The organism is Streptomyces sp. NBC_00223 (genome assembly GCF_036199905.1).
GTDB lineage: Bacteria > Actinomycetota > Actinomycetes > Streptomycetales > Streptomycetaceae > Actinacidiphila.
In genome coordinates, this window is the sequence record NZ_CP108109.1 from 770,063 (window position 1) to 783,856 (window position 13,794).

11 protein-coding genes are annotated in these 13,794 nt (G+C 72.8%); 7 read left to right on the top strand and 4 right to left on the bottom strand.

Features of this window, described 5'->3' with window-relative positions:
• Nucleotides 1-83: 83 nt before the first annotated feature.
• Entirely contained in the window at nucleotides 84-767 is a 684-nt protein-coding gene (locus OHA30_RS03255; RefSeq protein ID WP_328912265.1) for a GntR family transcriptional regulator, read from the top strand.
• A 64-nt stretch (nucleotides 768-831) separates the two neighbouring features.
• Here the strand turns inward: OHA30_RS03255 and OHA30_RS03260 are convergent, their stop codons facing one another.
• Both OHA30_RS03260 and OHA30_RS03265 read right to left on the bottom strand, forming a co-directional pair.
• On the bottom strand, nucleotides 832-2,127 hold the full coding sequence (locus tag OHA30_RS03260; protein ID WP_328912266.1) for an RICIN domain-containing protein: 1,296 nt from the start codon (nucleotides 2,125-2,127) through the stop codon (nucleotides 832-834).
• A 196-nt stretch (nucleotides 2,128-2,323) separates the two neighbouring features.
• On the bottom strand, nucleotides 2,324-3,373 hold the full coding sequence (locus OHA30_RS03265; protein WP_328912267.1) for a zinc-dependent alcohol dehydrogenase family protein: 1,050 nt from the start codon (nucleotides 3,371-3,373) through the stop codon (nucleotides 2,324-2,326).
• A 294-nt stretch (nucleotides 3,374-3,667) separates the two neighbouring features.
• Here OHA30_RS03265 and OHA30_RS03270 point away from each other — a divergent pair, with 294 nt between their 5' ends.
• The 5 genes from OHA30_RS03270 to OHA30_RS03290 all read left to right on the top strand — a co-directional run bounded on the left by OHA30_RS03270 (nucleotide 3,668) and on the right by OHA30_RS03290 (nucleotide 9,801).
• On the top strand, nucleotides 3,668-4,339 hold the full coding sequence (locus OHA30_RS03270) for a helix-turn-helix domain-containing protein (RefSeq protein ID WP_328912268.1): 672 nt from the start codon (nucleotides 3,668-3,670) through the stop codon (nucleotides 4,337-4,339).
• Nucleotides 4,340-4,728: 389 nt separating this feature from the next.
• Entirely contained in the window at nucleotides 4,729-5,907 is a 1,179-nt protein-coding gene (locus tag OHA30_RS03275; RefSeq protein ID WP_328912269.1) for a lytic polysaccharide monooxygenase, read from the top strand.
• A 269-nt stretch (nucleotides 5,908-6,176) separates the two neighbouring features.
• Nucleotides 6,177-7,367: an argininosuccinate synthase-related protein gene (locus OHA30_RS03280; protein ID WP_328912270.1), complete on the top strand. Its 1,191-nt coding sequence runs from the start codon at nucleotides 6,177-6,179 to the stop codon at nucleotides 7,365-7,367.
• A gap of 82 nt (nucleotides 7,368-7,449) precedes the next feature.
• Nucleotides 7,450-8,739 carry an ergothioneine biosynthesis glutamate--cysteine ligase EgtA gene (egtA, locus tag OHA30_RS03285; protein WP_328912271.1) on the top strand — a complete coding sequence of 430 codons (1,290 nt, stop codon included), beginning with the start codon at nucleotides 7,450-7,452 and terminating at the stop codon, nucleotides 8,737-8,739.
• An 84-nt stretch (nucleotides 8,740-8,823) separates the two neighbouring features.
• Complete coding sequence (locus OHA30_RS03290) at nucleotides 8,824-9,801, top strand: nitrilase-related carbon-nitrogen hydrolase (protein WP_328912272.1); 978 nt, start codon at nucleotides 8,824-8,826, stop codon at nucleotides 9,799-9,801.
• 10 nt (nucleotides 9,802-9,811) lie between these two features.
• On the opposite strand, the gene OHA30_RS03295 is transcribed toward OHA30_RS03290, so the two are convergent.
• Nucleotides 9,812-10,666, bottom strand: a complete 855-nt coding sequence (locus OHA30_RS03295; protein ID WP_328912273.1) for a helix-turn-helix transcriptional regulator — start codon at nucleotides 10,664-10,666, stop codon at nucleotides 9,812-9,814.
• A 253-nt stretch (nucleotides 10,667-10,919) separates the two neighbouring features.
• Here OHA30_RS03295 and OHA30_RS03300 point away from each other — a divergent pair, with 253 nt between their 5' ends.
• Nucleotides 10,920-11,663 (top strand): SDR family oxidoreductase, encoded by a 744-nt coding sequence (locus OHA30_RS03300; RefSeq protein ID WP_328912274.1) that lies wholly within the window; start codon nucleotides 10,920-10,922, stop codon nucleotides 11,661-11,663.
• A 60-nt stretch (nucleotides 11,664-11,723) separates the two neighbouring features.
• On the opposite strand, the gene OHA30_RS03305 is transcribed toward OHA30_RS03300, so the two are convergent.
• Nucleotides 11,724-13,790 (bottom strand): iron ABC transporter permease, encoded by a 2,067-nt coding sequence (locus OHA30_RS03305; protein WP_328912275.1) that lies wholly within the window; start codon nucleotides 13,788-13,790, stop codon nucleotides 11,724-11,726.
• Nucleotides 13,791-13,794 lie beyond the last annotated feature (4 nt).

Sequence of the window (13,794 nt, forward strand, 5' to 3'; positions counted from 1 at the left end):
ACGTTGACTGTTGACCGTCGGCTGCTATCGTGTGGGACGCCCTCGGCCGGCGTCGGCCGGGCAGCCTCTACGAGTGAGTGAGCATGACTGGACCCAAAGCCGAGCTCGGGTGGGCGACGACGGCTCCCCCGCGCGGCACCCTGGCCACCTTCGTCGTCGACAATCTGCGGGAGGCCATCGCCCGCGGCGACCTCGCCCCGGGCCAGGAGCTGCCGGAAACGGACCTCGCCCAGCAGTTGGGCGTCAGCAGGGGCCCGGTCCGTGAGGCACTGGCCGTGCTGGCCCGCGAAGGTCTGGTGACCCTGCGCCGCCACCGCAGCGCCCAGGTCGTCCAGCTGTCGCCGGACGACGCCGAGGAGGTGTTCACCCTGCGGCTGTCCCTGGAACGCCTCGCGGTGGAACGCGCCGCTCTGCGGGCCGGTCCGGAGCACATCGCGGCCATCGACCGGGCGCTGGCCCGCTTCTCCCAGCTGACCGCGTCCTCGACCCCGCAGGAGGCGGCCAACCTCGACCTGGAGTTCCACGACGCGATCTACGAGGCGTCCGGCCATGTCCGGCTCCAGCGGGCCTGGGAGGATCTGCGCCCGCAGGTCTACATGTTCCTGCTCTCCCGCAACCTCGGCAGCCACGACTTCGCGGCCATCGCGACGTCCCTGCACACGGAGCTGCGCGATGTCGTCGCCGCGGGCGATCCCGAGGCGGCGGTACAGGCGGTGGAGAGGCACCTGGCCGGCGCGTACCGCCGGCTCCGCGAGCGCCTGGGCTGACCGGAGCCCCCGGTCAGGGCCTGACCCTGACCGGGGGCTCGGCGCGGGCGCCGGGCGAGCGGTGTCAGCTCACGGGGTGGAGGTAGAAGGCCTCGTTGTCCGCGGGGAAGGGCAGCGGTCCGTACTGCTGGGCGTACTGGATGACGGGGGTGCCGTCGGCGCTGCTGTTGCCCGCCACGTTCAGCAGGTACGAGGTCGCCTCGTCGGCGATGGTCGTGAGGTTCGGGAAGAGCGGCAGCGGGTTCTCCAGGGCGAAGTTCTGGGTGTCGTTGCCGGTGCCGTTGCGGTGGCAGGTCCAGATGTTCATCTGGGAGCCCTGCTTGCTCGCGGCGCCGTTGTCGACGTCCACGCACTTGCCGCTGGCCACGCTGACGATCCGGTCGAACTCGTTCCGGAAGCCGGTGGCGCGCAGGGTCCACTGCTGGTTGGTGCCGCCGTCGGGGTGGTAGAGGATGAGATGCGTGCCGTTGGTCCTCCGTGCCTGGTAGACGTCGACGACGCTGCCGTTGCCGCCGTTGTCGCCGAAGGTGAAGCGGGCCGGGCCGGCTCCGGCGCGCAGCGCGGAGAAGGTGATCGGCCAGTGGTCGCTGCCGTGGGGATTGCCCCTGGCGGCCTGCCAGTTCTCCGTGTAGACGTTGGAGACGGCGTAGTCGAGGCGGCCGCCGCTGAGCTGGGTGGGTCCGCCGCTTTCGTAGATGTGCGCGTTCGCCGGGATGCCGGTGGCGCCGCCGACGGGCAGGGTGCGGGGAGCGCGGTTGAAGTCGCCCAGCACCACCCAGTTGGCCAGGCCGCGCAGATTGGCCCGGGCCCTGACCCGGCGTACCAGGGAGGCGGCGTCCGTACCGCCCCGGGCGCTGGCGTGGATGGAGGCGAACAGGGTGTCGTCCGCGCTGCGGGTGACGCCGAGCGCGGAGCGGTAGACGCCGGGGATCTCCTCCACCCGGTCGGGGCGGAAGGAGGTGATCATGGCCGGGTTGACGCCGCGGGCGGGGTTGGCGCCCTGGTGGAGGATGTACAGGTAGCGCACGCCCCGGGTGCGGGTGGCGGGGATGCGGTAGGCGCGGATGTTGGCGCCGATACGGCCCAGCGACACGGCCCCGGCCGGCGGCGTGATCGACGCCTCCTGGAGGGCCACGACGCTCGCGCGGTCGGACAGGTCCAGCGCGTACGTCCAACGGCCGGACGACCGCTGCATGTTCCAGGTCGCCAGGCGGTTCGAGTCCGGCGGGGCAGCGGACGCGCTGCCGCCGGCCACCATCAGGAAGGCGGCGCACAGGGCGCCGGCCACCAGCGCGATCAGTCCCCGTCGGGCGGCACGACGCCGTACGGTTCCCTCTGTTCTTTTCTCCGGATGCTGCATGTACCCCAATGTCCGGCCACCGCGCCCGCGACAACAGGGCTGCCGCCCGTAGTTGACCCTGACGGGTGGGCCGTCCCTCGGCAAACGCCCGGTTCGGGAAAGACCTGGAGAAGAACGGGCGGCCGACGTCCCTGACCGGCCTTGGACTTGGGCCGACCGGCCGGCGGTCCTGTGCCGACCGGCGCGCGGTCTCGCGTCAGGAGCGGCCGCGCCCGCCGCCGGGGATCAGTACGGCGGCGCCGTTCACCCGGTCCGCGGCAAGGTCGGCCAGCGCCTGATCCGCCCGGTCGAGCGGATACGGGGTGACGGTGACCTGGATGCCGATGCGCTCGGCGGTCGCGAGGAACTCCTCGCCGTCCTGCCGGGTGTTGGAGGTGACGCTGCGCAGATCGCGCTCCTGGAAAAGATGGCGCTGGTAGTTCAGGACGGGAACGTCCGACAGATGGATTCCGGCCACCGCGAGGGTGCCGCCGCGGTCGAGCGCCGCCAGCCCGACCGGTACCAGGTCACCGACCGGGGCGAACAGGATCGCCGAGTCCAGCGGCTCGGGCGGCGCGTCGTACGCGTCACGCGCCGAGGACGCCCCCAGCGACAGGGCCAGTTCGCGGGCCCGCGCCGAACGCGTCAGCACATGGACGGTCGCCCCTTCGGCCAGCGCGACCTGCGCGGCCAGATGGGCGGACGCGCCGAAGCCGTAGATGCCGAGTCTGCCGCCGGGCGGCAGCGCGCTGCGGCGCAGGGCGCGGAACCCGATGATGCCCGCGCACAGCAGCGGCGCCAGCCGGGCCGGGTCGGCGGTGTCCGGCAGCGCGTAGGCGTAGGCGGCCGGCAGCACCGTGATGTCCGCGAAGCCGCCGTCGGCGTCCCAGCCGGTGTACACGGACGACGGGCACAGGTTCTCGTGTCCGGCGCGGCAGTAGCGGCAGACCCCGCACGTACCGCGCAGCCACGCGCCGCCCACCCGGTCACCGGGCCCGAAGCGGGTCACCCCGTCCCCCGCGGCGATCACCCGGCCGACGATCTCGTGGCCGGGAATCGTCGCGGGCCGGTGCGGCGGCAGATCGCCCTCGGCCAGATGCAGATCGGTACGGCACACCCCGCACGCCTCGACCTCGACCAGCAGCTCACCCGTCCCGGGGACGGGGACCTCCCGCCGTACGGGGACCAGGGGCCGTGTGCTGACCGGGCCGGGTTCCCCGACGGCCCAACCGTTCAGGGTCCCGCCGGGTGCCGCTTCGAGCGCCATGTTCCCCAGCATGCGGCCACCGGTCCGTACCGGCAATCGCCCGGCCCCGGGACCGGGCCGGCCGCACTCCCCGTCTCCGTCCTGGGGCGGGGACGGGGAGTACCGCCGGTGGCGGCCGCATGGCGACCGGCCGCCACCTGGGCGAGGCTGGTCGGGCACGGGCGCATCCGTGGCCCCCGGCGGACGGCCGCCGGGGGTCCCGGCCGGCGGGCCGCGGTACCGACCACGGACCGACCGGCGACCGACCGGCGACCGACCGGCAACTGACCGGCAAGCGACCAGGGAGGACAGAGCGTGAACGAGAACGCCGATCCCGCGGCGGACCCGCCCGAGCACGGGGTCCTCCGGCACCGCGTCACCGAGCACCGCCGCCGACTGGGCCTGAGCGAGGCCGAGTTGGCCACCCGGTCGGGCATGGCGCCGCGCTATCTGCGGCATCTGCTGGACGAGGAGGCCGACTTCGACCCGAACGGGGTCCACCGTGTCGCCGCCGCCCTGCAACTGACCTACGAGGAACTGCTCCAGGGCCCCGCCGATCCGCCCCCGGGACAGACCGGCGCCGCACCCCGGCCGGCGCTCGCCCACCTCACCGTGGACGAGTGCTGGGCCAAACTGGGCACCCACGGCGTCGGCCGCGTCGCCGTACCCGCCGAGCCGTCCCCCGACGTGCTCCCCGTCAACTACGGGGTCGACGCGGGGACCATCGTCTACCGGACGGCGCCGCACGGTCCGGCCGCGCTGGACACCGGCGCGAACGTGTCCTTCCAGGTGGACCGGATCGACGACCGTACGCGGGGCGGCTGGAGCGTCCTCATCACCGGAACGGCCGAACGGATCGACGACCGGTCGGCGGTCCGGCGTCTCGCCGAGGAGGACGTCACCGAGCCGTGGGCCGGTGGCGACCGCCCGCTGTGGATCCGTATCCGGCCGCGGACCACCACCGGACGCCAGGTGGAGAGCGTGTGAGCGGTGACCGGCCGGGCACGCGGGCCCCGCGCGGGCCCATGCGGCGGGGGCGGGCCGGCCGCGGGTGAGCGTCCCGGGCTCGGACCGCTCACCTTTCCGGATCGAGGTCGGCGGGCGGGTCCGCACGGTGGCGCCCGGCGAGGCGGCCATGGTCGACCTCAACGCCGCCTGGACGCACGGGAGTTCACCGCGCACACCTTGCCCCGTCCGCCTTCCGCTTACGCGGCATCAGACGGGAAACACCTTGCGACACGCATGTTTACACCTCGTTGATCAGCTGTTATGTTTTTTATGGGAGCGCTCCCACGAATTCGAACATCCAACCCCCCACCCCGGGACCGGCTGCGGTGGGCCGTGGTTCCGGGGGATGTCTCCGGAAGGTCTCCACCTTGAACAGAAGCAGAACGATCTCTTTACTGGCCGCTGTAGCGACGCTCTTCTCCGCGCTCGGCCTGATCTTCCTCGGCCAGGGCACGGCTTCGGCGCACGGCGTCGCGATGTCCCCGGGCTCGCGTACGTACCTGTGCTACAAGGACGCGCAAACCCCCAACGGTGCGCTCACTCCGACCAACCCGGCCTGTGCCGCCGCGATCGCCGCGACCGGCACGACGCCGCTGTACAACTGGTTCGCCGTGCTCGACTCCAACGCGGGCGGCAAGAACGTCGGCTACGTCCCCGACGGGACGCTGTGCAGCGCGGGCAACAAGTCGCCGTACGACTTCTCGGCCTACAGCGCCGCCCGTGACGACTGGCCGCGGACCCACCTGACGTCCGGTGCGACGATCGAGCTCCAGTACAGCAACTGGGCCGCCCACCCGGGTGACTTCCGGGTCTACTTCACCAAGCCCGGCTGGTCGGCCTCGTCCGCGCTCAAGTGGGCGGACCTGGACCTCGTCTCGACCGTCACCAACCCGCCCCAGGTGGGCTCCCCGGGCACGGACGGCGGGCACTACTACTGGAACCAGGCGCTGCCCTCGGGCCGTACGGGCAACGCCCTGATGTTCATCCAGTGGGTGCGCTCGGACAGCAACGAGAACTTCTTCTCCTGCTCCGACATCGCCTTCGACGGCGGTCACGGTGAGGTCACCGGCATCCGTGGCGGTGCGACGACTCCGCCCACCACGCCTCCCCCGACCTCGAACCCGCCGACCACCAACCCGCCCACCACGCCGCCGACCACGCCGCCGACGACTCCGCCCACCACGAAGCCGCCGACGACCCCGCCGACCACGCCGCCCACCACCACCCCTCCGGCCAACGGCGCCTGCATGGTCACCTACGCGGTCACCAACGCCTGGAGCGGCGGCTTCCAGGGTGAGGTCACGGTCATGAACCACGGCACCAAGCCCTCCACGAAGTGGACGGCGAACTGGACGCTGGGCACCGGCACACAGATCACCAGTCTGTGGAACGGCACCCTCAGCACCGGCTCGGGTGGCGCGGTGAGCGTCGCCAATGCCGCCTACAACGGCACGATCAACCCCGAAGGGTCCACCACCTTCGGCTTCACCGCCAACTCCACCGGGAACAACTTCCCGATCGGCTCGGCCACCTGCACCATCGCCTGACCGACTGACGCCGACATCCGCCCCGCGAGGCCCCACGGCCTCGCGGGGCGGCTGCGTGTGCGGCCCCGTTCCGCCGCCGCGACGAGCGCGGACGGGCTTCGGACGCCCACTCTCCCGTATGCGCCCGTATGCGTACGTATACGCCGAATGGCCGTGTCCTCGCGCCCCCGCTAGCATGGTGCGGGTGACCGATTTCTGATGACTATTCCCTTATTTACTCAATGCCTGACCAGGTCCGACGACGCAGCAGCGGGTTCGGAGGGACGTATATGAGGCATGCCCAGCTCATTCGCTCGTTCCAGCAGATCACGGCCGAGAATCTGGACGTCCGCCGGCCGGTCGTCACTCTTTTCAGCGGCGGCCTCGACAGCAGTTATCTGCTGCACCGGCTCGGGGAGGCGGGATTCCGTGACATCCACGCGGTCAGTATCGACCTCGGAGAGGACGAGACCAGCGAGGACAAACGCCTGATCGCGGAGCGGCTCGGTGCTCGGCTGCACATCCTGGACGGCCGCCGAACCTTCGCCGAGGATTTCCTGCGCCCGGCCATCGCGGCCCAGGCCGTCTATCTGGACACCCACCCGGTCAGCTCCAGCCTCAGCCGCCCGCTGATCGCCCGGCTGGCCCTCGGCCTCGCCCGTGAGCTGGACGCCTCCGCCGTGCTCCACACGGCCAACCGGTCCCAGAACACACTGCGCCGGCTCAACGGCGGACTCGCGCTGCTCGGTTTCACCGGGTGGTACGGCAGCCCGTACGACCTCGATCCCGTCGACCGTGAGCAGAAGATCCGGGAGCTGAAGGAAGTCGGTCTCGAACAGCTCGGTGAACGCGTGGTGAGCGGCGATTCCAATCTGTGGTGCCGTGAATTCGAGTCCGGTGTCCTCGACGACCCGGAGAACCACGAGATTCCCGAGGACATGTACCGGTGGAGCGCCGTACGGAACGACTGCCCCCGGGACACCGTCGAAGTCGGCCTGACCCGGGGAACACCGACCTCGATCGACGGCGCCGACATGCCGTTGCAGGATCTGATAGCGGCGCTCAACGACCGGGCGGGCCGCTACGGAATCGGCCGCTACACCGGCCTTGAGCACCTGGACAACGGCGAAAAGGTGCTGGAGATCCGGGAGATGCCGGCCGCCACCCTGCTGCTGCGTACCTACCGGCACGTGGAGTCGGCGACACTCGGCGCCGAGACCATGCGGGAGAAGATGCACCTGGAGCAACTGTGGGTGCGCGAGGCCCTGGAGGGCCGCTGGTTCGGTGAACTCCGCCATGCCGTCCAGTCGTTCATGGACACCTGCTCCGTACGGGTCGACGGCTCGGTCCGCTGGTCGCTGCGGGAGGGCGCGGCGGAGACCAGGGCCATCCTGGCCGACCGCCCCGCCTATCTGCGGGACCGGGAGGCATGGGAGAAGGAGTCCATCCGTATCGAGGGCTCCGCCTACGGCCAGGTGTGACCTTCCCGGCCGCACGCGGGAGGCCGGCCGGCACCCGCCGGAGACCGGCCGACGCCCCCTGGAGCCCCCGGAGGTCCGCACCATGCCCCAGCGCACGACTTCAGCCATGCTGTCACCGGCCGACACCGCGGACTGCGCCCGCTACGCGCGCGAGAAGTGCCTGAGCACCGGGCCGCCGCGACTCGTCGGCGTCGAACTGGAATGGCTCGTCCAGGACGCGCGCGACCGCACGCTTCCCGTGGACGAGGAACGTCTGAGCGCCGCGCTCGAAGCCGTCTCCCCCTCCTCGGGTCTGCCCCGCGGGTCCGCGCTGAGCCGCGAACCGGGCGGCCAGGTGGAGCTGAGCTCCGCTGCGGCCCCCTCGCTCACCCGGTGCGTCGCGGACGTCCGCGAGGATCTGCGGGTGCTGCGCGACGGGCTCACGGCGTACGGCTACACGCTCGCCGGACACGGCATCGACCCGTGGCGGCCGCCTCGGCGCGCCCTGCTGCATCTGCCGCGCTACCAGGCGATGGAGAGCCTTTTCGACTCCTTCACCCCGGCCGGCCGCTTCATGATGGGGGCCTCCGCGTCGGTCCAGGTCTGCGTGGACGCGGGCACCGCTCAGCCCGGACCCGCCCACCATCTGCGGCGCTGGCGGCTGGCGCATCTGCTGGGCCCGGTCCTGGTGGCGGCGTTCGCCAACTCGCCCATGGCCGCGGGGCGTCCCACCGGATGGCGGTCCACCCGGCAGGCCATCTGGGCGCGGCTGGACCCCTCCCGTACGCTCGCGGTCGCCGCCGCGGGCACGGACCCGCGGGCCGGGTGGGCGCGGTACGCGCTCGACGCCGCGGTGATGTGCGTACGGAACGCCGACGAGGGCGGAGCGTGGTCCCTGCTGCCGGGCATGACCTTCCGTCAGTGGATCGAGCAGGGCGCGCAGTCGCCCGGCGGCCGGCCGCCGACGCTGGACGACTTCGCCTACCACCTGGGCACGATGTTCCCGCCGGTACGCCCGCAGGGCTATCTGGAACTGCGGATGATCGACGCACAGCCCGGCGCGGACGGCTGGGTCGTACCGCTCGCGGTGACCACCGCGCTCTTCGAGGACGTGCTCGCCACCCAGGCCGCGGAGGACGCCGTCGGGCAGCTCGCCGTTCCTGAGGGGCCGCTCGCCCCGCGCAACGCGCTGTGGCTGCGCGCCGCCCGCTACGGCCTCACCGACCCTCGGCTGCACCGGGCCGCGCTGACCTGCTTCACCGCCGCCGGGGCCGCGCTGTCCCGGATGGGCGCCCCCGATCTCCAGGCGGCCGTGGCGGAGTTCACCGACACCTATGTGGCCCGCGCCCGGTGTCCCGCCGACGATCTGCTCGTCACGGCGGCGTACGGCTGAGGCCGGTCGGTCCGCCCGTACGGGAGAAGCCCTGCCCGCCCGTACGGAGAGCCCCGCCGGCACGACGTGAAGGGAGCCAGGTGGATGTCCCGTGTGACCGCTGCCGTCGTCCAGGTCGGCTCGTATCTCTTCGACACCCCGCGTACCCTCGCCAAGGCCCACGACGTGATCGCCGACGCCGCACGCGGCGGCGCGCGGATCGTCGTCCTGCCCGAGGCGTACCTCGGGGGGTATCCCAAGGGGCTCACCTTCGGGGTGACGATCGGTGAACGCACCCGGCCGGGCCGCGAGGAGTTCCGCCGCTACTTCGCGTCCGCGATCGACGTGCCCGGTCCGGAGACCGACGCCCTGGCCGCGCTGGCCCAGGATCTGGGCGTCCATATCGTCACGGGCGCGGTCGAGCGCTCCGGCGGCACCCTCTACTGCGTGGCGCTGTTCTTCGGCCCGCGCTCCGGACTGCTGGCGAAGCACCGCAAGCTGATGCCGACCGCCGCAGAGCGGATCGTCTGGGGCCAGGGCGACGGGTCCACCATGCCGGTGGTCGACACCGGCACGGGCCGCCTCGGCGCCGGGATCTGCTGGGAGAACTACATGCCGCTGTTCCGGGCGGCCATGTACGCCAAGGGTGTCGACATCTGGTGCGCCCCTTCGGTCGACCACCGCGACGCCTGGCAGGTGACGATGCGTCATGTCGCCCTGGAGGGGCGCTGCTTCGTGCTGTGCGCCAACCAGTTCCTGACCCGCGCCGATCTGCCGCCCGATGTCCGGCCGGTCCAGGGCGAGGCGCCCGGGACCGTGCTGATCAACGGCGGCAGCGTCATCGTCTCCCCGCTCGGCAATGTGCTGGCCGGACCGCTGCGCGACGCCGAGGGCGTCCTGACCGCCGAACTCGACCTCGACGAACTGCCCCGCGCCCGGTTCGACTTCGACGCCAGCGGCCACTACTCCCGGCCCGACGTCTTCGGTCTGCTCGTCGACGACCGGCCCAGGCCGGGTGTCCGGTGGTCCGGCCCGGGGCCGTCCGGCGGGGAGCCCGGTGGGGAGTCCGGTGGGGGTTCCTGACGAGCGGGCGTCAGCCGGTGGGGAAGCTCTCCGCGCCGAGGACGTTCAGCAGCGCCAGCTTGTCGTGGCTCTCGGTGCCGGGTGTCGCGGTGAAGATGAGCAGGGACTGCGACTGGTCGGGGTCCCGCAGGTTCTGGCAGAAGAGGTCGATCCGCCCGACCTGCGGGTGGACGAACCGCTTGGCGTCGCTCCAGCGCACGCCGACCTCCTGCCGGTCCCACAGCGCCGCGAACTCCGTACTCCGGCGCAGCAGGCTCGCCACGAGACGCGCGGCCGCCGAGCTGGGCCCTTCGCTCGTGGCCGCCGCCCGCAGGACCGCGACGTGCACCCGGCCGGCGCGGGCGTGGTCGTCGGGGAAGTACCGCTCGCGGGCGGCCGGATCGGTGAACCAGCGGTAGGGGGCGCTGCGGGCGTCCCCGGTGTAGTGGGTCTCCTCGCCGAGCAGGGCCACGGCGGGAGGCGTCTGCAGCAGTGTCTCCCCGAGGGGGCCCATGACCTGCGCCGGGGTGTCCCGCAGCCGGTCCAGGACGCGCATCAGGCCGGGGTTGACATGCTCGTCGCGCAGTTGCCGGCGCGGCGCGCTGTGCCCGCACAGCAGGAACAGATGGTCGCGCTCGTCGGGGGTCAGGCGCAGTCCGCGGGCGATGGCGGCCGCCATCTGCTGCGACGGCTGCGGCCCGTTGCCGCGTTCCAGACGGGCGAAGTAGTCGGCCGACATGTCGCACAGCTCGGCCACTTCCTCCCGGCGCAGCCCGGGGGCGCGGCGGCGCGATCCGCGGCGCAGGCCCACGTCCTCCGGTTGCAGCGCCTCCCGCCGGGCCCGCAGGAAGGCGCCCAGCGACGCGCGGTCCACGGTCTGTTCCATGGGCCCTCCTCCGGGTGTCGAGTGCGGTGTCGAGTGCGGTGCCGACGTCGGTCGAAGCCGGTCGAAGCCGCCGTCACCCCGCTTTCACCAGTGTCGCAGCCGGCGGCGGCCTCATCCACGGACTGCGAGTCAGTGGATGAGCGGGTCCTTCATCCGCGTCGCCGGGTGCGGTCCAGTGGACATGGCGGGACGACGTACTGCGTTCCGCGACAGTCGCCATCCGTTTATCCGCCAACGACCATCGGAGCACCCCATGAATCCCACGGGCAACACCGTTTTCATCGCCGGAGCGACTTCCGGTATCGGCCTCGGTCTCGCGCTGCGACTGCACGCGGCGGGCAACCGGGTCATCGTCTCCGGGCGCCGCGAGGACCGGCTGGCGCGGATCGTCGCGGAGAACCCCGGTGTCGAGTCCGTCGTGCTCGACACCACCGACCCGGTCGCGATCCGGGACGTCACCGCGGGGCTGGTGAGCCGCTTTCCCGACCTCGACGTCCTGATCGCGATGGCCGGCATCATGCTGCCGGAGGATCTGCACGACGGCGGTTTCCTGGCCACGGCGGAGGAGACCGTGGCGACCAACCTCCTGGGCCCCCTTCGTCTGGTGGCCGCGCTGACCGAGCATTTCGCCGCCCGGCCGCGGGCGACGATCATGACCGTGTCCTCCGGGCTGGCCTTCGTCCCCCTGCCGTTCACCCCGACCTACAGCGCCACCAAGGCGGCCGTCCACTCCTTCACCGAGAGCCTGCGCGTCCAGCTGGCGGACACGAATGTCGAGGTCCTGGAACTGGTGCCGCCGGCCGTGCGCACCGCCCTGATGGGACAGGAGGAGATGGAGAACGCCCTGCCGCTCGACGCCTTCCTCGACGAGGTCATGGACATCCTCGGCTCGGCCGGGCAGCCGGACGAGATCCTGGTCAAGGCGGTCGAGCCCCTGCGGTTCGCCGAGGCCGGCGGCCGGTACGCCGACATGCTGCGCCTGATGTCCGGCCGCTGACCCGCCGTGCCGCCGCGGGCTGACGGCGGGTGTCGCCGCGGTCGCCGTACGGCCGTGCCCCTACCTGCGGGTGCGGACCAGCAGGTAGACGAAGTACGGCGCTCCGACGACGGCCGTCATCAGGCCGGCGCCGAGCTGGGCCGGTGCGATCACCGTACGGCCGAGCATGTCCGCGACGCAGACGAGGGCGGCGCCGAGCATCATCGCGACCGGGGTGACCCGGACGTGCCGCCGCCCGACGAGGGCGCGCGCGGCGTGCGGGGCCACGAGTCCCACGAAGCCGATCGTCCCGGCCGCGGCGACGGCGGTGGCGCTGAGCAGGACGCTCAGCGCCAGCAGGCCCAGCCGGGCGGGCGCGAGCCGCATCCCGAGGAGCCGCGCGGTGTCGTCGTCGAGGGACACCAGGTCGAGTTCCTTGCGGCGGACGACCGCCACGGCGGCGCCGACGGCGAGCACGGCGGCGACCGGCAGCACATCGGGCAGGGTCCGCCCGTAGGTCGAGCCGGACAGCCAGGTGAGCGCCTTGGTCGCGTTGAACGGGTCGGTGAGCACGATGAGCAGGCTGATCAGCGCCGTCGTCCCGGCGGACGCGCCGACGCCGACCAGGACGAGCCGGTTCTGCTGGAAGCCGCCGCGCGCGGCGAGTCCGAAGACGAGGGCGGCGGTGACCGAGGCGCCGGCGAACGCCGCTCCGGCCACGCCCCACGAACCGGCGGCCGGCACGGTGGTGACGAGCAGTACGGCGCCCAGACCGGCCCCGCCGGAGACGCCGAGGATGCCCGGGTCCGCGAGCGGGTTGCGGGTGACGGCCTGGACGAGCGTCCCGGCCAGCGCGAGCGCAGCCCCCGCCAGCAGCGCGGCGAGCACCCGGGGCACCCGGGTGTCGAGGACGAAGGTGACGACGCGGTCGCCCCTGCCCTGGGCCCAGTTGACGACGTCGCCGAGCAGCAGCTTGGTGTCGCCGAGGAGCACCGCCGCGATCACCACGCCGACGAGCACCGCCGCGAGCCCCGCCACGGTGACGACGAACGCCGCCCGGCTCGGGATGCGCAGCCGGTCCGGTGCGGCGGACGTACCACCGCCTCGGGTGCGCAGCGCCATCACGACGAGGAACACGGCGCCGACGACGCTCGTGACCACTCCGGTGGGCACGGCCACCGCGGAGTCGGCGCTCACCGACGCGCGCAGCAGCACATCGGGGCCGAGTACGAGTACCGCGCCGACGAGCCCGGCGGCGGGCAGGCCGGCCCGTGCCCGTACGAGTCCGGGGAAGCGGCGGGTCAGCGGGCGGACCAGCGCGGGCGCGCACAGGCCGACGAAGCCGATCGGGCCGGCCAGCGTCACCGCGGCGGCCGCGAGCAGGGTGGCGAGCACGACGACCGTGACGCGGGTGCCCCGGACCGGGACGCCCAGGCCGCGGGCCGCGTCGTCGCCGAGGGAGAGGGCGTCGAGGCGGCGGGCGACGAGCAGCAGACCGGTCAGGCCGAGTACGGCGACGGGCGCCATCTGCACGACGCCGTCGAATCCGTTCTGGCTGATGCTGCCCTGACTCCACTGGTACAGGCCGTTGGTGCGTTCGGGGAACAGCAGGAGCATCGCGTCGGCGACCGAGCCGAGACCGAGCGCGAGGGCGCTGCCGGCCAGGACGAGCCGGACGGTACCGGCGCCGAGCCCGGACAGCGCGAGTACGAGGGCGGCCGCCGCGAGTCCGCCGGTGAACGCGACGCCCGCGGAGGCGAGCAGCGGGATCGACGTACCGGTGACGGTGAGCACCCCGAGCGCCAGATACGAACCGGCGTTGACCGCGAGGGTGTCGGGCGCGGCGAGGACATTGCGGCTCACCGCCTGGAGGGCGGCGCCCGCCGCGCCGAGGGCGACCCCCACGAGGACACCGGCGACCATGCGCGGCACGCGCGAGGCGACGACGACGGAGGCGTCGCCCGGGTCGGCGTGGCCGGTGAGCGCCTTCCACACCTGGCTCGCGCCGACGTCGGCCGTGCCCTGGGTGAGGTCGACGACGGCGAGGGCGGCGACCAGCAGGACGAGCGCGGCCGTCACCGCGACCGCGCCCGTCGTGGACGCGGCCGGGCGGGCGGCGGCGGTGGCGGTCGAGGTGGTGACGGCCACGGCG